Here is a 19,980-nt window from a genome sequence, read left to right on the forward strand (position 1 = left end):
GTCCTTCACGGACCTCGGCTCGCGGCTCAGAAGACGGGCCGCCGGTTCCCGTGCCCGGTCGCCTGCTCGAAAGCGTGCGCGGCCCGCAACAGTCCTAGCTCGCCCCGCAGCGGCGCGATGATCTGCAGCCCCACCGGACGTCCGTCCTCGGTGAACCCCGCGGGCACCGACAGCGCCGGGCACCCGGTCGCCGAGATCGAGTACGCCGAGCGCATCCACTCCAGATAGTCGTGCATCGGTTGCCCGGCAACGACTTCCGGGTACTCCCACTCCACCGGGAACGGCGGCACCTGGCTCACCGGCGCGAGGAGCAGGTCGTACTGCGTGAAGAACTCGCGCATCCCGGTGATGAGCTGCAGCTGCCGCGTCTGCGCGCGGGCGATGTCGGCACCGGAAAGCGTTGCGCCGAAAGCGATGTTGTCGGCGAGCGTCTGCTTCATCTTGTCCGGATGCTCTTCGAGCAGACCGCTGAACCCGGTGTGGAAGAGCCAGCCGCGCAGGGTGCGGAACACCTCGTCGGCCACGGCGAGGTCCGGGCAGGCCGGTTCGACGCGGCAGCCGAGTTCGGCGAACACCCGCACCGCCGGTTCCAGCACGGCGGTGACCGCCGGGTCGACCGGCAGCCCGCCCAGGTCCGGCGACCACGCCACGCGCAGCCCGGCGAGGTCGGCGTCGAGCGATCCGGCGAACGGCGCGGCGGGCTGGTCGAGCGCGATCGGGTTGCGCTCGTCGTACCCGGCGATCACCGACAGCAGCAGCGCGACGTCGGCGACCGTCCGGCCCATCGGCCCCTGCACGCCCAGCGCCTCCCAGGGCAGCGTCGCGGGCCAAGTCGGCACCCGGCCGGGCGACGGACGCAGGCCGACGACGTTGCAGAACGACGCCGGATTGCGCAGTGAACCGCCCATGTCGCTGCCCTCGGCGAGCGGGTGCAGACCCGCGGCCAGTGCGGCCGCCGCCCCGCCGCTGCTGCCGCCCGCGGACAGCTCGCGCCGGTACGGGTTGCGCGTGGCTCCGAAAACCGGATTCATCGTGTGCGAACCGGCCCCGAACTCCGGCGCGTTCGTTTTGCCGAGCGTGATCGCGCCCGCGTTCCGGATCCGCTCGACGACGAGCGTGTCGCTGTCGGGGACGTGGTCGGCGAAAATGGGGGAACCGTAGGTGGTGCGGACCCCGGCGACGTCGTGCGTGTCCTTGTGCGCCACCGGAATCCCGTGCAGCGGACCGACCTCCTCGCCGCGTGCGAGACGTTCGTCGGCGGCCGCGGCCTCGCTCAGCGCGCGCTCGGCGGTGAGCGTGACGATGGCGTTGATCTGCGGGTTGACCTGCTCGATCCGGTCGAGATGGGCCTGCAGCACCTCGCGGGCGGACAGCTCGCGGACGCGCAGCCGCCGGGCCAGTTCGCGGGCGGGCAAGTAGCAGATCTCCTCAGCGCTCACTGGTTTCCTTCCTGACCCCGGTGTCCGTTCGCGACGTCAGCTTCGCGCGTGGTGCTGGGGTCGGACAAGACTTGCTCGACAAATGACGGAATCAGCCACAGTATTGGCTGATGACCGCACGGCTGGACCCGCTCGACCGCCGGATCGCCGGCGCGCTGCAAGTCGACGGCCGCGCGTCCTGGCGGCGGATCGCCGAGGTGCTGGACGCGCCGGAGCGCACGGTGGCCCGGCGCGGGACACACCTGCTGCGCACCGGCGTCGTGACGGTTGTCGCCGTTTCGCCGCACGGCGTGCCGCTGCTGGTGCGCGGCCGCTGCCGGGCCGGGCTCGGCCGTCCCGCGGGCACCGCGCTCGCGGGACGGCCGGAGACGAGCTTCTGCTACCTGATCACCGGACAGGGCGAACTGGTCGCCGAGGTCTTCTGCGACCGCAACCGGCTGCCGACCTTCATGTTCGACGAGATGGCGGCAATCCCCGGCCTGCTCGATCTGACGGCCGATACCGTCACGCGGTACTACCGCACCATCCACGAATGGCAGCCCGGGCTGCTGAGCCCGGCCGAGACGGAGGCGATCTCGTCGCTGCCGCAGCCGACTCCGCAGCCCCGGCAGCCGGACGGCGTGGACTTCAGCAGCGACGAACGCGCCATCGTGCGCGCGTTGCGCGAGGACGGCCGGCGCACGCACGAGGAACTCGCCCGTGCCGCCGGGATCTCGGAATCGACCGTCCGCCGCCGGCTGGAAGCGTTGCGGCGGGAGGAAAAGGTGTTCATCCGGGCGGTGGTGGAACCGGCCGTGCTCGGGCTGCCGGTCGAGGCGCTGCTGTGGATCCGCTGCCGCCCGCACGACGTCGACGACATCGGCCGCGCCCTGCTGGGCTCGCCGTACGTGCGCTACGCGGCGGCGATGACGGGCGAGTATCAGCTGCTCGCTGACGTCACCTTGCCCGACATCGCCGCGTTGCACGAGTTCGTCGGCAGTTCCGGCTGGTCCCGGCAGGCGGATTCGGTGCATACCGGGGTGGTGCTGAAGGCGTTGAAACGCAGCAGCGTCCTCGCGCCCGAACTGCGCTCCTGACCGGTTAGCCCCGTTCCTCCAGTCCGTTCAGCACCGGCGGCAACGCGCCGCGGTGCAGCACGCCGAGCCGCTGGGTCGCCCGGGTCAGCGCGACGTACAGCTCAGCCGCGCCGCGCGGTCCGTCCTCGAGAATCCGGTCCGGGTCCACGAGCAGCACAGCGTCGTACTCCAGCCCCTTCGTCTCCGACGCCGCCACCGCGCCCGGCACGTCGGGCGGCCCGATCACGACGCTCGTCCCTTCCCGGCCCGCCTCGGCGCGGACGAATTCCTCGACCGCGGCGGGCAATTCGTCGTCGGAGACCTTCCTCGACCACGGCCGGACCCCGCACGCGCGCACCGATTCCGGCGGCTCGGCCCCCGGCGCGAACTCGGCCAGCACCGCCGCCGCGACGGCCATGATTTCCGCCGGGGTGCGGTAGTTGACGGTGAGCGAACGGTAGGCCCAGCGGCCCGGGACGTACGGATCCAGCATCGTGCCCCAGTCGAGCGCACCCGCCGCCGACCGCCGCTGCGCCAGGTCGCCGACGACGGTGAACGACCGGCTCGGGCACCGCCGCATCAGCGCCCGCCAGTCCATTTCGGACAGTTCCTGCGCCTCGTCGACCACGACGTGCCGGTAGGTCCAGTCCCGGTCCGCCGCGGCGCGTTCGGCGAGGTCGCGGGTGTCGTGCTCGACGAACCGCTCGGCCAGATCGGTGTCGTAGAGCAGGTGCTCCGCGGACAGGCCGATGTCCTCGTCCATCTCCTCGCGGTCGAGCCGCATGATGTCGAGCACGCCGGCCGCGTACTCGGCCTCCGCCTCGCGCTCGGCGGCGTCCTCCTGCTGTTTCGCGCGGTCCGGAGCCTTGCCGAGGAGGTCGATCAACTCGTCCAGGAGCGGGACGTCCGACACCGTCCAGGGCTCGCCCGGCTCGCGCAGCAATGCCGGGTCGGCACCGGCCGCCTTGAGCCGGGTGGGGGAGGAGTACAGCGTGGTCAGCAGGCTTTCCGGGGTCAGAATCGGCCAGAGGCGGTCGATCGCCTTGACGAATGCGGGGTCGGCGAGGAGTTCGTTGACGAGCGTGGAACGGAGGTCCTCCCATTCCTCCTTGTCGTCGCGGGTGAGCCAACCGCGCCCGATGCGCGACATGGCGCGTTCGGTGAGCACGTACGTGACGATCTCGACGAACACCGCCCGCGCCTCGTTGTGCGGCCGCCCGCTCTGCCGTGCCTCGTCGCGAGCCCACTCGGCGGTCGCCGCGTCGATCCGGACGGTGGTGTCGCGGAGCTCGATCAGCACGGGTTCGGCGGGCAGCTCCTGCCGGTCCGCGACCGCTGCGCGGAGGACGTCGAGCATCCGCAGAGACCCCTTGAACCGTGCGACTTCCGGCTCGTCCTCGGCGTGCGCGTGCAGCCCCGGGAGGAGACTGCCCGGGGTGGTGAACACCACGTCGGACTCGCCGAGCGACGGCAGCACGCGCCCGATGTGGTTCAGGAACGAGGGATTCGGCCCGAGGACGAGGACGCCGTGGCGCTCCATCCGCTCGCGCTGCGTGTACAGCAGATACGCGACGCGGTGGAGCGCCACGACGGTTTTCCCGGTTCCCGGCCCTCCCTCGATGACCAGGACGCCGGGATGGTCGAGCCGGATGATGCGGTCCTGCTCGGCCTGGATCGTCGCGACGATGTCCCGCATCCCTTCCCCACGGGGCGCGTTGACCGCCGCGAGCAGGGCGTCGTTCTCCTCGCCGCTGCCGGGCCGGCCGAAGACCTCGTCGGTGAACGAGGTGATCTGCCGCCCGCGCGTGTGGAATTGCCGCCGTCGCCGCATGCCCTCGGGCGTCGCGGCGGTAGCGGTGTAAAACGCGCTCGACGCCGGCGCGCGCCAGTCGAGAAGAACGGGTTTGTACTCGTCGTCCTCGTCGAAAAGCCCGATCCGGCCGATGTAAGAATGGTCGCCTTCGACGGTGTCGAGCCGCCCGAAACACAACCCGGAGTCGGCAACCGAAAGCCGCCGCGTTTCGCGAGTGAGCGCGCGCACTTCGACATCCCGCTCGCCCGGCGCCTCGTCGTTTCGTTTGAGGGCAGCGGTGTAGCGCTCCTTGGCCCTCCTGCGCTCCCCGTCGAGCCGCCGATACAGCCCGGCGACGTAGTCCTGTTCGGACCGCAGTTCTTCTTCGTACCCCTGAGTTGACAAGTGCCCCTCGCTGCTGTTATTCTGAATCTACATTCGGCGTGAACTTCTGATTGCTTGGTGAAGACGCGTCGATTTTTTATTGTCCACCTTCTGTCAAGTGGGCAGGCGGACTGGTGTTTTGCCGCGGTTTTCTCGCGTGGTGAGCTGAGCGGTCCGGGCTGGGTGGAGCGGGTTGGATCGGTGGGTCTGTGCTGGCGGGCTTGTGCTGGCGGGCTTGTGCTGGCGGGCTTGTGCTGGCGGGCTTGTGCTGGCGGGCTTGTGCTGGCGGGCTTGTGCTGGCGGGTGAGCGGCCTCGTGGCGGTAGGCCTGTGCTGGCGGAGCCGCGCTGCCCGATCCGAGTTCGGCGGCCAGGTTCGCCGGATGGGCCGGGCGCACCAGCCAGAGCCGGGGCCTCGGTCCGCAGCCCGGGGATTAGACCCGGCTCGAAGCCCGATCCGCACGAACGACCCGCGCCTTTGCCTGACGCGGCCATTCGGTTCCGGCGTGGCGACCTTGCCCAGGCAGCGGTTTCACCTGCGGTGACGGTCTCGCTCGGCGCGACGACGCGCGTTCGCTTGACGCGGCACGTCGACCCGGCGTGGCGACCTTGCCCAGGGGCCGGTTTCCACCTGCGGTGACGGCTTTGCTCGGCGCGACGACACGCGTTCGCTTGACGCGGCACGTCGACCCGGCGTGGCGACCTTGCCCAGGGGCCGGTTTCCACCTGCGGTGACGGCTTCGCTCAGCGCGAAGACGTGCGTTCTCCTGCCGCGGCCATTCGGCCCGGCGCGACGACCTCGCCCAGGCGGCGATTCCACCTGTGGGTGACGGTCTCGCTCGGCGCGACGACGCTGCCCGAGGCGTGCGCTCCAGCCGCACGTGTGGCCAGTTGGCATCCCTGAGCGCCCTCGCACGCGGCGGTCACAGGGCGGCAGGTTGAGCGTCGAAGGCTGAGCCGAATCCCCGAGCTGTGCCGTGGAGGGCACCCAGGCGCGAGCGCGCACCCAATTCCGCGCGCCTTCGTGCCCCAGGCGTTGCAGCGGCGGCAAAGCAAGGGCCCCGTTCCCGGCACCGGCCCGATTCGGCGACGGCGAACGGTTCGGCCGAGCACAATCAGCCAGCCGAAACCGACCGGACGGCGGCGGTCGCGCCGAGTCGCGCGCATGCGCTCTCGGCAGCCGCGCCAGACGGATTCTCGGCGGCAGGACATCCCCGCACGTCTCAAAGCCCGATCGTGCCCACACCGATCCCACACTCGCTCCCGACAGCCGGATTCTCATGGTCGAGCAGCGATTCTGCGGCATCCCCCGGGGCTTGCGGCAAGCCCCGGGGTGCGCTATATCTTGAAAAGGGCGGGGGAAACATTTCTTGCAGCGCGGAATCCCGCGCGGTTCACGCCTGCGTCGGCGAGGCCCAGTTCCGTACCACCGGCCGATACCCCTCCGGTTTGTCGCCCACCTTCGCGCCGGGGTTGATCAGCCACGACTGGTAGTCCGGCGTGAACATCCGGTACGGCCCGGCAGGCGGCACCTCGCTCGCGCGGTCCAGGGCGTCGCGCAGGTCGGCGGGCAGGGTGAAGTCGAGCGCGTGCATCGTCGCGTCCAGCTGCTCCGCACTGCTCGCCCCAACAATCGCCGACGCGATGCCGGGCTGCGTCGCCACCCAGTTGATCGCGACCTGCGCCATCGTCACGTTCAGCTCGTCCGCGACTGTCTCGAGCGTCTTCAGCAGTTCCCACTGCTGCGCGGTCCAGGTCCCGGCCGCCACGGCGCCCTCGCCGGTCAAGCGGCCCTCGCCGCTCAGGCCGTTCGACGAGCTGCGGTACTTCCCGCTCAGGAACCCGCTGCCGAGCGGGCTCCACGCGGTGATTCCCAAGCCCAGCTCCAGCCCCGCCGGGACGTGTTCCGTTTCGATCGTCCGCTCGACCAGCGAATACTGCAGCTGCAGACTGATCATCGGCGGCAGCGAATGCGCGTCGGCGAGAGTCTGCGCGCGGCTCGCGTACCAGGCAGGCACGTCCGACAGCCCGGCGTACCGGATCTTCCCCGCCCGCACCAGGTCGTCGAACGTGCGCAGCACCTCCTCGACCGGCGTGATCCGATCCCACGTGTGCAGCAGGAACAGGTCGAGATAGTCGGTGCCGAGCCGGCGCAGCGACGCCTCCACCGACCGGATCATGTGCTTGCGCCCGTTGCCGCCCGCGTTGGGATCGCCCGGGTCGACGCTGTTGGTGAACTTCGACGCCAGCACGAGCCGATCCCGGTTCCCCGTCTCGGCGATGAACTTGCCGAGCAGCCGCTCGCTCTCGCCCGCGGTGTAGAAGTCCGCGGTGTCGACGAAGTTGCCGCCCTCCTCGACGTACTTGCGGAAGATCGGCCGCGCCTCCTCCTCCTCGGACTTCCCGTAAGCGGCGTGAAACCCGTCGACGCCGAAGTTCATCGTGCCGAGCGCGAGCCTGCTGACCCGCAATCCGGACCGGCCGAGCAGGTAATACTGGTCAAGAGACATCGGGGTCCTCACTCCGTTCCCGAAACACGCGCGGGCCGTGCCCGCCTGGCTCGGCCAGGGTGCCTTCGGAAAAATGGACCAGCAAGTCCAAGCTTCAGGACGGCCGACGCAGGGGAAGCGCGGTGCGACCCGCAGGCGCCAGCCGATGCCGGTTGGGGGAGTGATCGTGGTCGAGGAGTTGCGCGGACCACTCGACCTGGAGCCACGACCGGCGACGGTGCTCTGTCCCGAGCTGATCGCGACGCACATCAGAACCACCGCACCGGCGAAGGAACCACCGGCGACCGCGAACTCCAGACCGAATGTTCCGGCCCGAATAATCCAGTCCCGAGACCTCGCTTCTCTTGCCCGCCAGGTATTTCCTCGAACGAGCACCCGCACGGATGGCGAATGCCTGGCACGCCTCGATAAGCGCTTCCCTAAACGAGCACCGCCCACCCCGCCCGCGGAAATCCGCCGTGCGAAGGCTCAGCTCGCTTCGCCCGGTCGAGCGCGCTCCGAACGAACATCGCCCAACCTGCCTCGCGCGATGCTGTTTGTCGATGGCCCGGCCCCACATCGCCGAGCCCTTCCCTGAGCGAAGCACCCCCACCTCCACCCGCCCCGCCGCACCCCTCCCCAGGACGTAGGCTGCGAGACATGCCGTCGAACATGATCAGCCTCCGCGGTGTGCGCACTCACAACCTGGCCGACGTGGACGTGGACATCCCCAAGCACCAGCTGGTCGCGGTCACCGGCGTTTCCGGGTCCGGCAAGTCGTCGCTCGCGTTCGCGACGCTGGCCGCCGAGTCGCGGCGGCAGTTGTACTCGACGATGCCCGCTTTCGTCCGCACGAAACTGCCGCACGATCCGGCTCCCGAGGCCAGTTCGCTGAGCGGCTTGACGACCGTCGTCGTGGTGGATCAGCGGCCGCTCGGGACGAATTCGCGATCCACGGTCGGCACCGCCACCGAGGTGTGGACCATGCTGCGGATGTTGTTCTCCCGCTTGGGCGAACCGTCCGCCGGGTACTCGCCCGCCTACTCGTTCAACGACCCGTCCGGCATGTGCCCGGCTTGCGCGGGGCTCGGCACGGTCACCGACATCGACGGCGAGCGGATGATCGACCGCGGCCGGTCGCTCAACGACGGGGCGATGGTCTTCCCGAGTTTCGCGGTCGGCAGCTGGATCTGGAAGCGCTATGTCTACTCGGGATTCTTCGACAACGATCTGCCGTTGCGGGAATGGCCTGAGGAACTGGTGCAGTTCCTGCTGCACGGCCCGACGCAGAAGCCGCCGAATCCGTTGCCGCGCTTCCCGGCCAGCGCGAAGTACCAGTCGATGGTGCCGCGGATCCGGCGGCTGCTCGTGGAACGCGAGGCCAAGATGGGTCCGGCGGTGCGGGCGGCCCTCGCCGACGTGACCCGGCAGCGGCCGTGTCCGGAGTGCGACGGCAGCAGGCTCGCTCCGGCCGCGCGGGAGAGCCTGATCAACGGGGTGTCCATTGTGGACCTCGGCTACCGCGACGCGGCGGGGCTGCTGGAATTCTGCGCCGGACTGGACCACGAGTGGGCGCGGCCGCTGGTGGCGGCGTTGCGGCTGCGGCTGGAATCGATGATCACGCTCGGCCTCGGGCATCTGCACTGCTACCGCGCGACGCCGACGCTCTCCGGCGGCGAATCGCAGCGGCTGAAACTGGTGCGGCACTTGGGATCGAGCCTCACCGACCTCACCTACGTCCTGGACGAACCGACCGACGGGCTGCATCCGGCCGACGTCGCGTCCCTCGTTGACGTACTACGGCGGCTGCGTGATCACGGCAACACAGTGCTGGTGGTGGACCACCACGAAGCGGTGATGGTCGCCGCGGACCATGTGATCGACCTCGGCCCGGGAGCCGGGGAAGCGGGCGGACGCGTGGTGTTCCACGGGCCGCCGGCGAAGCTGCGGAAGGCGGACACGACAACCGCGCGCGCGTTGCGCACCGGCGTCCGGATCAAGGACACGCTGCGGGAACCCGCCGGCTGGCTGCCGTTGCGCGGGCTGAATCGGCACACCCTGCGCGACATCGACGTCGACGTCCCGACAGGCGTGCTCACGGTGATCACCGGGGTGGCGGGGTCCGGGAAGTCGACGCTGGCGGGCGAACTCGCCGAGCGGCATCCGCGGTTCACGGTCGTCGACCAGAGCCAGATCGTCGCGACGAGCCGGTCGACGGTCGGCACCTGGCTCGGGCTCGCCGATCCGGTGCAGCGCGCGTTCGCCGAGGTGAGCGGCGAATCGCCGAAGCTGTTCAACCCGCGGTCGCAGGGCGGGTGCCCGGCCTGCCGCGGCACCGGCGTGCGGCGGACCGATCTGGCGTTCCTGGAGGACGTCGACACGCCGTGCGAGGAGTGCAACGCGACCGGATTCCGCGCCGAGGCACTGGAAACGCGGCTCGACGGACGAACGGTGCTCGAAGTGCTGGGCACGCCGGTGTCGGCGCTGGCGCGATACGTGCCGCATCCGGACGTGGTCCGGCTGGCTGCGCTGCTCGGCGAACTGGGCCTCGGGCACCTCGCGAGCGGCCGCACGCTCGACACGCTCTCCGGCGGTGAGCGGCAACGGCTGAAGCTCGCCCGCCAGCTCGACTCGACCAGCGACGATCTGCTCGTCGACGAACCCACCGCGGGCCTGCATCCCAGCGACACCACGCGGATGGTGGCGCTGCTGGACCGGCTCGTCGACGAGGGCCGGACGCTCGTCGTGGTCGAGCATTCGCTGCACGTCGTCGCGGCGGCGGACTGGGTGCTCGACCTCGGCCCCGGCGCGGGCGAGAACGGCGGCCAGGTGCTCTACACCGGCACGCCGAAGGGGCTCGCCGAGCACGACGGCGCGACCGGACGCTACTTCCGGGCCGCGCTCAGCGGTTAAGCCGACCCGCGCTGCCCTCCGGTTCCGTCCGTGAGGGCCACCCTGAGGGAATCAGATTCCCCCAGGGTGGCCCTCACGACCCGAAGCCAGGGAACCGGCGCGCCCCGGTCCCGCCCTGCCCGAGAACGTCGTCCGGATTCGAGTACGGACAGGATTTCAGCGACAGGCACCCGCAGCCGATGCAGTCGGAGAACCGGTCGCGCAGCGCGGTGAGCTCCTCGATCCGCTCGGTGAGGCGGTCGTGCCAGCGGCGGGAGATGCGCGCCCAGTCGCGTTTGGTGGGGATGCGCCGGTCCGGCAGTTCGGCGAGCGCGTCCTTGATCTCCTCCAGCGACACGCCGACGCGCTGCGCGGTCCGGATGAAGGCGATCATGCGCAGCGTGTCGCGCCGGTACTCGCGCCGGTTGCCGCTCGTGCGCCTGCTCGCGATGAGTCCGCGGCTCTCGTAGTAGTGCAGCGTCGGGACGCTCACACCGGCGCGTTCGGCGATCTGTCCCGGCTTCAGCCAGACGACCTCGCGCGTGATCTGGGGCATGGCAGCCCTTTCCGTGCTTGACCTCAAGTCCGCTTGATGAAGTCCACTGTAAGCACCGCCGGGCGGAAGGCGGCGATTGCGCGGGAAGGGAATTTTGTGCCGATTGCGACCCTGAGCATGGGCCGCGCCGCCGGACACGGTCGCGGCAAGGTGGTGCTGCGGATCGGCTGAGGAGAATTTAATTCGGTGGACGAGGTCCGTAGCGCGCGGTTATGGTTCGCCCGACCGTGACTCGACGCCAGGAGGTGAGCCCCATGAACGCTGTTTCGATGTGGGTGCTCCCCGTGTCGTCACGGTCGGGCGACTGACGTAGGGGTTGCCAGGAGCGCCTTGAGCAAAGGCAATCCGAAAGGTGACCATCATGGACACTGTGCGTTTCACCGCGGGCGAACCCGCGGTGAGCATCACCCGGGTCGAACCGGGACTCTGGCAGGCGTTGGACGAAGGCAGGCTGGCCGGTCGCGCCGAAGCCACCACCCGGCCCGACGGACGGGTCTTCCTCAGCGTCGACGCCTGGCATCGCTCAGTTTTCGACCAGCTGGCCCGCGAGATGCTGGCCGCGCTGCCGGACCCGCTCCACACCGTGGTCGACGAGACCGACCGCGAACTGCTCGACGGCTGGCAACGGGCCGGGCTGACGGTCCGGCGGCGCGAGTGGGAGTACGTCGTGCCCACGGATCCGCACGTCACCGGGCCGGTCGTGCTGCCGCCGGGCGTCACGGTCGTGCCCGCAGGATCCGCCGACGAGGGTCCGCTGCGCGAGCTCGACCGCGTCGTCCGCGCCGAGGTCGAGGCGAGCGTGGGCTGGTCGGAGATGCCGGCCGAGGTGCTGCCTCGACCGGCTGACGACACGATTGTGGATCCGTCGAAGTACGCCGTCGCTGTCGAGGACGGCGAGTATGTGGGTCTGCTCCGGGTGGTTCAGTTGACGCGCCTGCCCCGGATCGGGCTTATCGCCGTCCGCGCGGATCGGCAACGCCGCGGCATCGCACGCGGGTTGCTGCTGAACACGCTCGGCGTCCTGCACCGAGCGGGAATCCCGACGGCCTCCGCCGAAGTGAATGAGGCCAACGAAGCGGCGACGGCGCTGTTCGAGGGTATCGGCGCGCGGCGGGCGAACAGCACGGTGGAGTTGATGCGCAATGGCCGGTAAGGGCGGGATCGAAGTCGAGGGAACCGTGGTCGAGTGCCTGCGCGACGCCCGGTTCACCGTCGAGCTGGCGAACGGGCACCACGTGCTGGCCCACATCAGCGGCAAGATCAGGAAGAACTTCATCAAGATCGTCCCGTTCGACCGGGTTTTGGTGGAGCTGAGTCCGTACGACCTCGACCGGGGCCGGATCCTGTTCCGGTACCGGAACTAGTCCGGTCCGCCCTTGCGGTTCCCGCCGGGACCGCAAGGGCGGTCAGCCCGTTTTCGCGGCGGCGAGCCGGGTCAGCGCGTCGCATTTCCGGCCGAAGTTCGCCACGATGTCGGCACCGATGATCCGCACCATGACCGCGCGCAGCGGCGTGTCCAGGACGATGCGCTGGGTCAGCTCGGCCCCGCCGGGGACGGCCGCGACGCTCAGCCGGAGGTCCATCGTCCCGAGCGGAACCGGCTGGCAGAGCGTGTACTCGTGGCCGGGCCGCCAGCTCGTGAAGGTGAAGTCCTTCGCGATTTTCGCGTGCACGCCGCCGCGGAATCCGCCGCTGGGGTAAAGGAATCCGGTCGATCCTGTCGCGACCGGCCCGTGCAGGACGACGCGCGCGACGTCCGGGTCCCAGCGCGGCCAGTTCTCGACGTCGGCGAGGACGTCCCACAGCGCGGCCGGGTCGACGGCGAGGGTGCGGGTGGAGGTTTTGTCCCAGGTCATGCCCCCGAACATATACGGAACTGGCAGTCTCGTAAACTGTGCTCCATGACGCACAACCGGCGCGGACGGCCGCGGGAGCAGGGGATCGACGCGGCGGTGCGAGCCGCGGTCAACGAGCTGCTGGAGGAAGTCGGCTACCAGCGATGCACGGTCGACGCGATCGCCGCGCGCGCCGGCGTCGGCAAGGCGGCGCTCTACCGGCGCTGGAAGTCCAAGGCGGAACTCGTCTTCGCCGCGGTCGTGCACGACGACGCCCTCGCGGCACCACCCGACACCGGCACCTTGCGCGGCGATGTAGCAGGCGTTCTCGCCGACATTCAGTCCGCTTTGGACGGACCGCAAGTACGCAACGCCTTGCCTGGCCTGCTCGCCGACCTCCGCGCCGAAGACGCACCCACCGCCCGGCTGGGCGAGTTGTTTTTGGTGCGAGAACGGGCTTACCTGACCGAAGTGCTCGACCGCGCGATCGCCCGCGGCGAACTGGCCCGGCACCCTGAGATGTCAGTCGTGCACTCGATGCTGCTCGGTTCGGTTTTCGCCTGGCTGCACCTTCTGCGCGAAACAGTCCCGCCCGGCGGTCTAGCCGACGCTCTCGCGCCCGGCCTGTACGCCGCCATTGTCGAACTGGGCAGGTAATTTCCCCTCGCGGCCTATCATCGCCGCGGCCGAGGCGACGGCTTACGCCGGGACAACTCGTCCGCGATTATCGCTTCCAGGCGCGTGTTCGCACTGCGAAGCACGCGGTATCCCCGAAATGCCGCCACGATTACCGCAATCCCGACGACCGCGGCGATCGACGCCACCGGCCCGTGCGAGATCAGCGCGTCGCGATAGTCGCGGGCGAGATAACCCAGCCCGAGCCCGGCAGCGAGCGCGTCGAGCAGCGCGAGCGGAACCCGTCCCAGGTTGCGCATGGCGGTTCTCCTCTCGGGACCCGACCCCCAGCAATCTAGGCGACCCCGAGGCCCCCGCGAGCGGTCTCGACCCGATCGGCCTACGCCCCCGGCCCGCGCGGGGCCTGTGCTAAGTTGACGTGAACTGGGGGGATCGACCTGCGGAAGCGAACCCAGGGGCCGGTAGCTCAGTTGGTTAGAGCAGGGGACTCATAATCCCTTGGCCGTCGGTTCGAGCCCGACCCGGCCCACTCTGCCTCCCTTTATATAGGGTTTGACCTGCGGAAACAGGAACGAGCTCCAATGCACGACTGATTCCCTGACCGCTGTTGAGGCGCCCGTCGGGGTGCTCGGATGACATCCGGGAGCTCGTCCCGGACTGGAGAACGCATCTGAGGGCGAAGAACGGCGCCGACTCCGCGATTGACGCCTACCTCGACAGCGTGCCCATGCGGGTCAACTGCCTCGACGACGAAGACATCGCAATGGTGGCTCCCGAGATTGGGCGCCGGGAGCTGGACTGGTATTTCGGACATCTCCGCCAACCGCCGAATTGCCGCACCGGCGACGTGGGAGAGATTGTCTGGTATCGCCGTTCCGCGAAATGGAGGTGCCGCACGTTCCGGGCAATCCGCTGGCCGGTCGGGCGGTTCTGAACTGAATTCGCCGCCGGGTACCGAAAAAAGAATAGATTTGCGGAGCCGCCTGCGCGCAGGGCTGTGGTGTGGCCGGGGCGCAGAACTTTCACGAGTGGCTGACGGTCTTGCGGCAACGAGGAACGCGTTCACGCGATCCCGGCGTTCAGCGCCAGAACCGCGGCCTCCCCGCGCGAGCCGATCTCCAGCTTCTTCAAGACATTCGCCACGTGGAACTTCACAGTGCTCTCCGTGATGTCGAGCCGTTCGGCGATTGCCTTGTTCCGCAGTCCTTGTGCAAGGTGCCGCAGGACTTCCAGCTCGCGGCGGTTGAGTCGCGAGAGGCCGGTGGTTTCCGTGCTGTCCCGCGTGAGGGAGCGGGGGAGGACGATCGATACCCGGCTTCCCCAGCCCGACACCGCGTCGACCTCGACGGCGCCGCCGAGTGCCTTCGCGCGTCCGTCGAGCTGGAGGTGCAGCGCATCGACGTCGAGGCGTCCGGACTCGTGGTCGCGGATGTCCAGCCGCAGCGAAGAGTCGTCGCAGGACCACGCGACGCGCAGTCGGGTCAACGTCGGCTGGGCGGTGAACGCCAGGACCGCTGTGCAGGTCATGGCTCGTGCGGCGGGTGCGAGTTCTCCGCACAGCGGACGCGTGTCGGGCCGCGGCTCCACGAACTCCAGTTCGGCGTCGTGGTGGCGCAGAACCTGCCGTACTTCCCGGCGCAGCCGGGCGAAGGCGGTGTGCACTGGCTCTTCGGACAGCGCGAGATCGGTTTTGTGGGCCGACCGCAGGGCCACCAGCGCGGCAGAGGCGGCGTCGGTGGCGGCGGCTCGGGCGCCCTCGGCGTCCAGCTTGGCCGACCGCAGCGCGTTCAGGACCGTGACGAGGGTTCTTTCCTGTGTCGCAGCCATTTCGACGATCGTGCGCGCGCGTTCGCTCGACGCCGCACGGGACTCGGTGAGGTAATCCGGGCTCGCTTGCGTGACTTGCTGCCGGATGGACGTCGCGACGATCCCGAAAAGTTCGGCGAGCAGCACCGGGTGCGGCACCGGCTTCCGCGCCGTCCGGGGGATCAGCACCAGCAGGGTGCCGACGGGGTCGTGCACGGACCACACCGGCCGCGCCGCGCCGCCGAGCTGCGCGGTCGTCCTCGTCGCGGAGCCGGGCAGCACGGCTGCCTTCAGCGCCTCGAGCTCGGGGATCGTGATCTTGCCCGTCGTCTCCGGGTCGCCGGCGACTTTGCGGGGCCTGCCGGTGCACTCCCGGGTGAAGATCACGAGCGCGCGGTGCGGCCAGGTCTCGGCGAGGTAGCGGGAGAACCGCCCGGCGATGTCGTGCAGCGGGCCGTCGACGACGTCGCGCAGCCCCGGCAGGTCGGCGGCGGTGGAGTCGGCGGGCATCCGGCTCAGGGTAACCTCCCGGGCGCCTGGCCGGAAGACCAGGAATTCCTCGCCGGACGACGGGGTCGCGGCGGCTCGGCGCGGCACTACCGTCGGAGCGGTATGCGCTCTGGCGCATGGCTTGTCGCTCGGCACGAAGGAAGAAAGAATGCCACAGCAGGTACGCGGGGTGATCGCCCGTTCGCAGGGAAGTCCGGTGGAGCTGGCGGACATCGTGATCCCGGATCCGGGACCGGGCGAGGTCGTCGTCGCGGTGGCGGCCTGCGGGGTCTGCCATACCGACCTGACCTATCGCGAAGGCGGGATCAACGACGAGTTCCCGTTCCTCCTCGGGCACGAGGCGGCGGGCACGGTGGAAAGCGTCGGCGCCGGGGTCGACTCCGTGCGGCCGGGCGATTTCGTCGTCCTGAACTGGCGCGCGGTCTGCGGTCAGTGCCGGGCCTGCAAGCGCGGCCGCCCGCAGTATTGCTTCGACACGTTCAACGCGGCCCAGCGGATGACGCTCGCCGACGGCACCGAGCTGACCCCCGCGCTGGGCATCGGCGCGTTCGCCGACAAGACGCTCGTGCACGCCGGACAGTGCACCAAGGTCGACTCGTCGGCGGACCCGGCGGTGGCGGGTCTGCTGGGCTGCGGCGTGATGGCGGGCCTCGGCGCCGCGGTGAACACCGGCGCGGTCGGCCGCGGCGACTCGGTCGCGGTGATCGGCTGCGGGGGAGTCGGGGACGCGGCGATCGCGGGGGCCCGGCTCGCGGGAGCGACCACGATCATCGCGGTGGACCGGGACGAGCGGAAGCTCGAATGGGCCCGCGACCTCGGCGCCACGCACGTCGTCAACGCGTCGGAAACCGACACGGTCGCGGCGGTGCGGGAACTCACCGGCGGATTCGGCGCGGACGTCGTCATCGACGCGGTCGGCCGCCCGGAGACGTGGCGGCAAGCGTTCTACGCCCGCGACCTCGCCGGCACGGTCGTGCTGGTCGGCGTGCCCACGCCGGACCTGCGGCTGGAGATGCCGCTGATCGACTTCTTCTCCCGCGGCGGGGCGCTGAAGTCGTCCTGGTACGGCGACTGCCTGCCGGAGCGGGACTTCCCGATGCTGATCGATCTGCACCGGCAGGGCCGGCTCCCGCTCGAGAAGTTCGTCTCCGAACGCATCGGGCTCGCCGACGTCGAGAAGGCGTTCCACGCGATGCACGCCGGCGACGTGCTGCGCTCGGTGGTGGTCTGGTGAGCGGGCCGCGCATCGAGCGTGTCGTCACCTCGGGGGTTTTCGAGCTCGACGGCGGAAGCTGGGAGGTGGACAACAACATCTGGCTGATCGGCGACGACGAAGAGGTCGTGATCGTGGACGCCGCTCACGACGAGAAGGCGATCACCGACGCGGTCGACGGCCGGAACGTCGTCGCCGTGGTGTGCACGCACGGGCACAACGACCACGTCACCGTCGCACCGGCGCTCGCCGCGAACCTCCACGCGCCGGTGCTGCTGCACCCCGGCGACCAGGAGCTGTGGGAGATGACGCACCCGGACGAGAAGTTCTGGCCGGTGCGGGACGGAGAACGGATCGCGGTCGCGGGCACGGAGCTGCGGGTCGTCCACACTCCGGGGCATTCGCCCGGCTCGGTGTGCCTGTACTTGCCCGAGGCAGGCGCGTTGTTCTCGGGCGACACCTTGTTCTCCGGCGGTCCGGGGGCCACCGGACGGTCCTTTTCGGACTTCCCGACGATCGTCTCGTCGATCCGGGACAGGCTGCTCGAACTTCCCGCCGCCACGAAGGTGCACACCGGACACGGCGACGCCACCACGATCGGCGACGAGGCGCCGCACTTGTCGGACTGGATCGCCCGCGGGCACTGAGGACAGCGGAAGGCCGGGCCGGTGAAGGCCCGGCCTTCCGCTGTCCTCAGGGGGCCGCGAGGCGGTCGAGCGGCGCCCCGGGGTCGGCGAGGCGGTCCGGGTCGATCGGGCGGCGGGAGCGGATGAGCGCTTTGACCGGCTCAGTGACTTCCCAGATGTTGACGTTCATCCCGGCGACGACCCGGTTGTCCTTGAGCCAGAAAGCGATGAACTCGCGGCCGGGCACGTCGCCGCGGAACACGACGCGGTCGTAGCCGTCGATCGTGCCGAGGAACTCCATGCCCAGGTCGTATTGGTCGGTGTAGAAGTACGGCAGTTCGTCGTAGACGTCGTTCTTGCCGAGCATGCCCGCGGCGGCGACCGCGGGCTGGTTGAGCGCGTTCGCCCAGTGCTCGACGCGCACGTGGCGGCCCAGGTGCGGATGGTAGGCGTTGGCGACGTCCCCGGCGGCGAAGATGTCCGGGTCGCTGGTGCGCAGGCTCGCGTCCACCAGCACGCCGTTGCCGGCTCGCAGCCCGCAGGCGCGCGCGATGCCGGTGTTGGGCTGAGCGCCGATCCCCGCGACGACCGCGTCGGCCTCGAGGACGGTGCCGTCGGCGAGCTTGACGCGCTTGCCTCGCTCGACCCGGTCGACCTGGACGCCGAGGTGCAGATCGACCCCGTGCCGCAGGTGCGATTCGGCGAAGACCGCGGCGACTTCGGGGCCGAGCGCGAGCAGCAGCGGCTGGGGGAGCGCTTCCACAACGGTCACGTCGAGCCCTGCGCGGCGGGCGGCGGCCGCGGTCTCCAGCCCGATCCAGCCGGCGCCGAGCACGACCAGGCTGCTCGCGGTCGTGAACAAACCCTTGAGCCAATCGGAATCTTCGAGGCGGCGCAGGTAGCGGACCCCGTTGGCGCCGGGGAGCGTGCGTGCGCTGGCACCGGTGGCCAGAAGCAGTTTCGCGTAGTCGAGGCCGGTGCCGTCGGAAAGCCGCACCTGGTGCGCCGCCCGGTCGATGCCGGTCGCGCGGACTCCGGGGCGCAGCTCGATGCGCTGTTCGGCGTACCAGGTCGCGTCGTGGACGTACAGGCTGTCGCGGGAGACGTTGCCCGCCAGATAGTCTTTCGACAGCGCCGGCCGTTCGTAGGGCAGGTGCTCCTCGTCTCCGACCAGGACTATCCGGCCGTCGAACCCCTTGTCCCGTAACGCTTCCGCCCCTTTTGCCCCAGCCAGTCCGGCTCCGATGACGACGAAGGTCGGCGAGGTCACAGATCAACTCCTTTGCGGTACACGCGAAAACGGGGCGGCCGGGCGGCCGCCCCGTCCCAGGTCAGCTCAGTACTGGCCGGCCCAGCGGCAGCGAACGGCCGCCCGTCGCCGCGGACATCGCGCCGAGGAAGAGGTACACCCCGACCGCGGTGAACGCGAAGACGACATATCCGCCCACGGCGGTGAGGCTCGCGGAGCCGTTCACGGTGCCGAACAGCACGAGTGCGAGCGCGAGGTCGATCAGCGCGAAGAGAAGGGTGAACGCGGCGGGCAGGCGCAGGCTGGCCAGTGTCAGCAGGACGATCATGACCAGCCAGGCGGTCAGGAACAGCCCCTGGGTGGACACCGCGGCGTCGGCGGGGATGCCGAACCAGTTGTGGGTCAGGCCGAGCACCAGCACCGCGTAGCTGAGCCAGAATCCGGCGAAGATGCCGAACACGGAGGCTACGGCGCTCTGGCCCTGTGCGGCGGCCCATACCGCGGCGACAAGCTGGCCGAGGCCGGTGGCGGGCAGGATGATCGCGATCGAGGCCCCGACGGCGCCGGCCGGGACGTAGCCGGTCAGCACCAGGCCGAGCGCGGTGGCGCCGACGATGAAGGTCGGCACGCCGATCAGAGCGGGATCGCCCTCGGGAATGGTGCGTGCGGGCGCTTCGGTGGCTTCGGCAGTCGTCATCGTGTACTCCTCGTTGAGTTGCGAATGATCCGCGGACGGGTTACCGGGTCGTGGGCCACAGGCGGGAAAGCTCCGGATGGTCGTCGTCGATCAGCCGGTTCGCCAGTGCGATCGCTTCTTTCGGGTCGATCTGGTCGAACGCGGGCTCGCCTTGGGCGAGCGCCTCGAAGACGGTCGCGAGTTCGACCGCCGCCTCCGGGGACAAGCTGGTGTCCCGACGGCATTCCACGTAGCGCAGCCGCAGCACTCCGGCGGCCTGCAGCAGCAACGAGCCGTAAGTGCTGCCCGCGGCGGGGTTCTGGACTTCCACGCCGACTCCCTTCTGTTCCGATCGGGCGGGTGTGGTCAGGCGGTGAGGCGGCGGAGTTCGCGGGCCGCGGCGGCGGGATCGGGCGCGTTGTAGATCCCGCCCCCGACCACCGCCACCGCCGCGCCCGCCTCCTTCACCAACCCGATCGTCGCGGCCTTCACCCCGCCCGCGATCGAGAACGCCACCCCCGCCTCCCGCCCGTCGGCCAGCAACGCCTCGATCGAATACCCCGGACGCGCCTGCTCGTCCAAACCCGCGTGGATCTCCACGAACGACACCCCCAGCTTCGCCACCTCCCGGATCCGCGCCACCCGGCCCTCGGTCACCGAAATCATGTCCGCCACCACCTCCTTCCCGTACTTGCGCCCCGCCGCCACCGCACCCCGCACCGTGTCGTCGTCCGCCGCCCCCATCACCGTCACCAGATCCGCCCCCGCCTCGAACGCCAGCGTCGCCTCCAGCTCCCCCGCGTCCGCCGTCTTCAAATCCGCGA

19 protein-coding genes and 1 tRNA gene are annotated in these 19,980 nt (G+C 70.0%); 9 read left to right on the forward strand and 11 right to left on the reverse strand.

Annotated features, from left to right (window positions below; genetic code table 11):
• Nucleotides 1-26: 26 nt before the first annotated feature.
• On the reverse strand, nt 27-1,439 hold the full coding sequence (locus PUT80_RS28630; RefSeq protein ID WP_275294064.1) for an amidase: 1,413 nt from the start codon (nt 1,437-1,439) through the stop codon (nt 27-29).
• A 110-nt stretch (nt 1,440-1,549) separates the two neighbouring features.
• Here PUT80_RS28630 and PUT80_RS28635 point away from each other — a divergent pair, with 110 nt between their 5' ends.
• Nucleotides 1,550-2,515 carry an Lrp/AsnC family transcriptional regulator gene (locus tag PUT80_RS28635; protein WP_043834206.1) on the forward strand — a complete coding sequence of 322 codons (966 nt, stop codon included), beginning with the start codon at nt 1,550-1,552 and terminating at the stop codon, nt 2,513-2,515.
• A 4-nt stretch (nt 2,516-2,519) separates the two neighbouring features.
• On the opposite strand, the gene helR is transcribed toward PUT80_RS28635, so the two are convergent.
• Together helR and PUT80_RS28645 are read right to left on the reverse strand one after the other, a co-directional pair.
• Nucleotides 2,520-4,691, reverse strand: coding sequence for an RNA polymerase recycling motor ATPase HelR (gene helR / locus PUT80_RS28640; protein WP_275294065.1), 2,172 nt, complete (start codon nt 4,689-4,691; stop codon nt 2,520-2,522).
• Between the two features lie 1,371 nt (nt 4,692-6,062).
• Entirely contained in the window at nt 6,063-7,178 is a 1,116-nt protein-coding gene (locus PUT80_RS28645; RefSeq protein WP_275294066.1) for an aldo/keto reductase, read from the reverse strand.
• Nucleotides 7,179-7,817: 639 nt separating this feature from the next.
• Between PUT80_RS28645 and PUT80_RS28650 the strand changes: the two genes are divergently transcribed.
• Nucleotides 7,818-10,070 (forward strand): ATP-binding cassette domain-containing protein, encoded by a 2,253-nt coding sequence (locus PUT80_RS28650; protein WP_275294067.1) that lies wholly within the window; start codon nt 7,818-7,820, stop codon nt 10,068-10,070.
• 73 nt (nt 10,071-10,143) lie between these two features.
• On the opposite strand, the gene soxR is transcribed toward PUT80_RS28650, so the two are convergent.
• Nucleotides 10,144-10,605 (reverse strand): redox-sensitive transcriptional activator SoxR, encoded by a 462-nt coding sequence (gene soxR, locus PUT80_RS28655; protein ID WP_037818450.1) that lies wholly within the window; start codon nt 10,603-10,605, stop codon nt 10,144-10,146.
• A gap of 36 nt (nt 10,606-10,641) precedes the next feature.
• On the opposite strand from soxR, the gene PUT80_RS28660 reads away from it, so the two are divergent.
• The 3 genes from PUT80_RS28660 to infA all read left to right on the forward strand — a co-directional run bounded on the left by PUT80_RS28660 (nt 10,642) and on the right by infA (nt 11,969).
• Nucleotides 10,642-10,776, forward strand: a complete 135-nt coding sequence (locus PUT80_RS28660; protein WP_275294068.1) for a hypothetical protein — start codon at nt 10,642-10,644, stop codon at nt 10,774-10,776.
• Between the two features lie 190 nt (nt 10,777-10,966).
• Nucleotides 10,967-11,758 carry a GNAT family N-acetyltransferase gene (locus PUT80_RS28665; RefSeq protein ID WP_275294069.1) on the forward strand — a complete coding sequence of 264 codons (792 nt, stop codon included), beginning with the start codon at nt 10,967-10,969 and terminating at the stop codon, nt 11,756-11,758.
• Nucleotides 11,748-11,969: a translation initiation factor IF-1 gene (gene infA, locus PUT80_RS28670; protein WP_037818449.1), complete on the forward strand. Its 222-nt coding sequence runs from the start codon at nt 11,748-11,750 to the stop codon at nt 11,967-11,969. The genes PUT80_RS28665 and infA overlap by 11 nt, the downstream gene beginning before the upstream one ends.
• 42 nt (nt 11,970-12,011) lie before the next feature.
• Here infA and PUT80_RS28675 read toward each other — a convergent pair whose 3' ends face one another.
• The gene (locus tag PUT80_RS28675) at nt 12,012-12,461 is read right to left on the reverse strand and encodes an SRPBCC family protein (RefSeq protein WP_275294070.1); all 450 of its coding nucleotides are present in this window, start codon (nt 12,459-12,461) and stop codon (nt 12,012-12,014) included.
• 45 nt (nt 12,462-12,506) lie between these two features.
• On the opposite strand from PUT80_RS28675, the gene PUT80_RS28680 reads away from it, so the two are divergent.
• Nucleotides 12,507-13,097 (forward strand): TetR/AcrR family transcriptional regulator, encoded by a 591-nt coding sequence (locus tag PUT80_RS28680; RefSeq protein WP_275294071.1) that lies wholly within the window; start codon nt 12,507-12,509, stop codon nt 13,095-13,097.
• A gap of 17 nt (nt 13,098-13,114) precedes the next feature.
• Here the strand turns inward: PUT80_RS28680 and PUT80_RS28685 are convergent, their stop codons facing one another.
• Nucleotides 13,115-13,375, reverse strand: a complete 261-nt coding sequence (locus PUT80_RS28685; RefSeq protein ID WP_275294072.1) for a hypothetical protein — start codon at nt 13,373-13,375, stop codon at nt 13,115-13,117.
• A gap of 156 nt (nt 13,376-13,531) precedes the next feature.
• Between PUT80_RS28685 and PUT80_RS28690 the strand changes: the two genes are divergently transcribed.
• Nucleotides 13,532-13,605, forward strand: a tRNA-Ile gene (locus PUT80_RS28690).
• Nucleotides 13,606-14,138: 533 nt separating this feature from the next.
• Here the strand turns inward: PUT80_RS28690 and PUT80_RS28695 are convergent.
• Nucleotides 14,139-15,392 (reverse strand): response regulator transcription factor, encoded by a 1,254-nt coding sequence (locus PUT80_RS28695; RefSeq protein ID WP_275294073.1) that lies wholly within the window; start codon nt 15,390-15,392, stop codon nt 14,139-14,141.
• Between the two features lie 148 nt (nt 15,393-15,540).
• Here PUT80_RS28695 and PUT80_RS28700 point away from each other — a divergent pair, with 148 nt between their 5' ends.
• Nucleotides 15,541-16,626 carry an S-(hydroxymethyl)mycothiol dehydrogenase gene (locus tag PUT80_RS28700; protein WP_037818441.1) on the forward strand — a complete coding sequence of 362 codons (1,086 nt, stop codon included), beginning with the start codon at nt 15,541-15,543 and terminating at the stop codon, nt 16,624-16,626.
• A complete protein-coding gene (locus tag PUT80_RS28705) occupies nt 16,623-17,252 on the forward strand; it encodes an MBL fold metallo-hydrolase (RefSeq protein ID WP_275294074.1) in 630 nt (209 codons plus the stop codon). The genes PUT80_RS28700 and PUT80_RS28705 overlap by 4 nt, the downstream gene beginning before the upstream one ends.
• A 46-nt stretch (nt 17,253-17,298) precedes the next feature.
• On the opposite strand, the gene PUT80_RS28710 is transcribed toward PUT80_RS28705, so the two are convergent.
• The 4 genes from PUT80_RS28710 to PUT80_RS28725 all read right to left on the reverse strand — a co-directional run.
• Nucleotides 17,299-18,501: an FAD-dependent oxidoreductase gene (locus tag PUT80_RS28710; RefSeq protein ID WP_275294075.1), complete on the reverse strand. Its 1,203-nt coding sequence runs from the start codon at nt 18,499-18,501 to the stop codon at nt 17,299-17,301.
• Between the two features lie 61 nt (nt 18,502-18,562).
• Nucleotides 18,563-19,177 (reverse strand): GPR1/FUN34/YaaH family transporter, encoded by a 615-nt coding sequence (locus tag PUT80_RS28715; RefSeq protein WP_037818438.1) that lies wholly within the window; start codon nt 19,175-19,177, stop codon nt 18,563-18,565.
• A 40-nt stretch (nt 19,178-19,217) separates the two neighbouring features.
• Nucleotides 19,218-19,487, reverse strand: coding sequence for a hypothetical protein (locus PUT80_RS28720; protein ID WP_037818437.1), 270 nt, complete (start codon nt 19,485-19,487; stop codon nt 19,218-19,220).
• Between the two features lie 35 nt (nt 19,488-19,522).
• Nucleotides 19,523-19,980: orotidine 5'-phosphate decarboxylase / HUMPS family protein (locus PUT80_RS28725; RefSeq protein ID WP_275294076.1), on the reverse strand; the 458-nt coding region annotated here is incomplete at its 5' end.

Source organism: Amycolatopsis sp. La24, from assembly GCF_029087445.1.
Classification (GTDB): Bacteria; Actinomycetota; Actinomycetes; order Mycobacteriales; family Pseudonocardiaceae; genus Amycolatopsis; species Amycolatopsis nivea.

Coding starts and splice junctions, on each gene's coding strand:
- PUT80_RS28635 (WP_043834206.1), top strand. CDS start 1,550: ATGACCGCACGGCTGGACCCGCTCGACCGCCGGATCGCCGGCGCGCTG.
- PUT80_RS28645 (WP_275294066.1), bottom strand. CDS start 7,178: ATGTCTCTTGACCAGTATTACCTGCTCGGCCGGTCCGGATTGCGGGTC.
- PUT80_RS28650 (WP_275294067.1), top strand. CDS start 7,818: ATGCCGTCGAACATGATCAGCCTCCGCGGTGTGCGCACTCACAACCTG.
- soxR (WP_037818450.1), bottom strand. CDS start 10,605: ATGCCCCAGATCACGCGCGAGGTCGTCTGGCTGAAGCCGGGACAGATC.
- PUT80_RS28660 (WP_275294068.1), top strand. CDS start 10,642: ATGAAGTCCACTGTAAGCACCGCCGGGCGGAAGGCGGCGATTGCGCGG.
- PUT80_RS28665 (WP_275294069.1), top strand. CDS start 10,967: ATGGACACTGTGCGTTTCACCGCGGGCGAACCCGCGGTGAGCATCACC.
- infA (WP_037818449.1), top strand. CDS start 11,748: ATGGCCGGTAAGGGCGGGATCGAAGTCGAGGGAACCGTGGTCGAGTGC.
- PUT80_RS28675 (WP_275294070.1), bottom strand. CDS start 12,461: ATGACCTGGGACAAAACCTCCACCCGCACCCTCGCCGTCGACCCGGCC.
- PUT80_RS28680 (WP_275294071.1), top strand. CDS start 12,507: ATGACGCACAACCGGCGCGGACGGCCGCGGGAGCAGGGGATCGACGCG.
- PUT80_RS28685 (WP_275294072.1), bottom strand. CDS start 13,375: ATGCGCAACCTGGGACGGGTTCCGCTCGCGCTGCTCGACGCGCTCGCT.
- PUT80_RS28695 (WP_275294073.1), bottom strand. CDS start 15,392: ATGCCCGCCGACTCCACCGCCGCCGACCTGCCGGGGCTGCGCGACGTC.
- PUT80_RS28700 (WP_037818441.1), top strand. CDS start 15,541: ATGCCACAGCAGGTACGCGGGGTGATCGCCCGTTCGCAGGGAAGTCCG.
- PUT80_RS28715 (WP_037818438.1), bottom strand. CDS start 19,177: ATGACGACTGCCGAAGCCACCGAAGCGCCCGCACGCACCATTCCCGAG.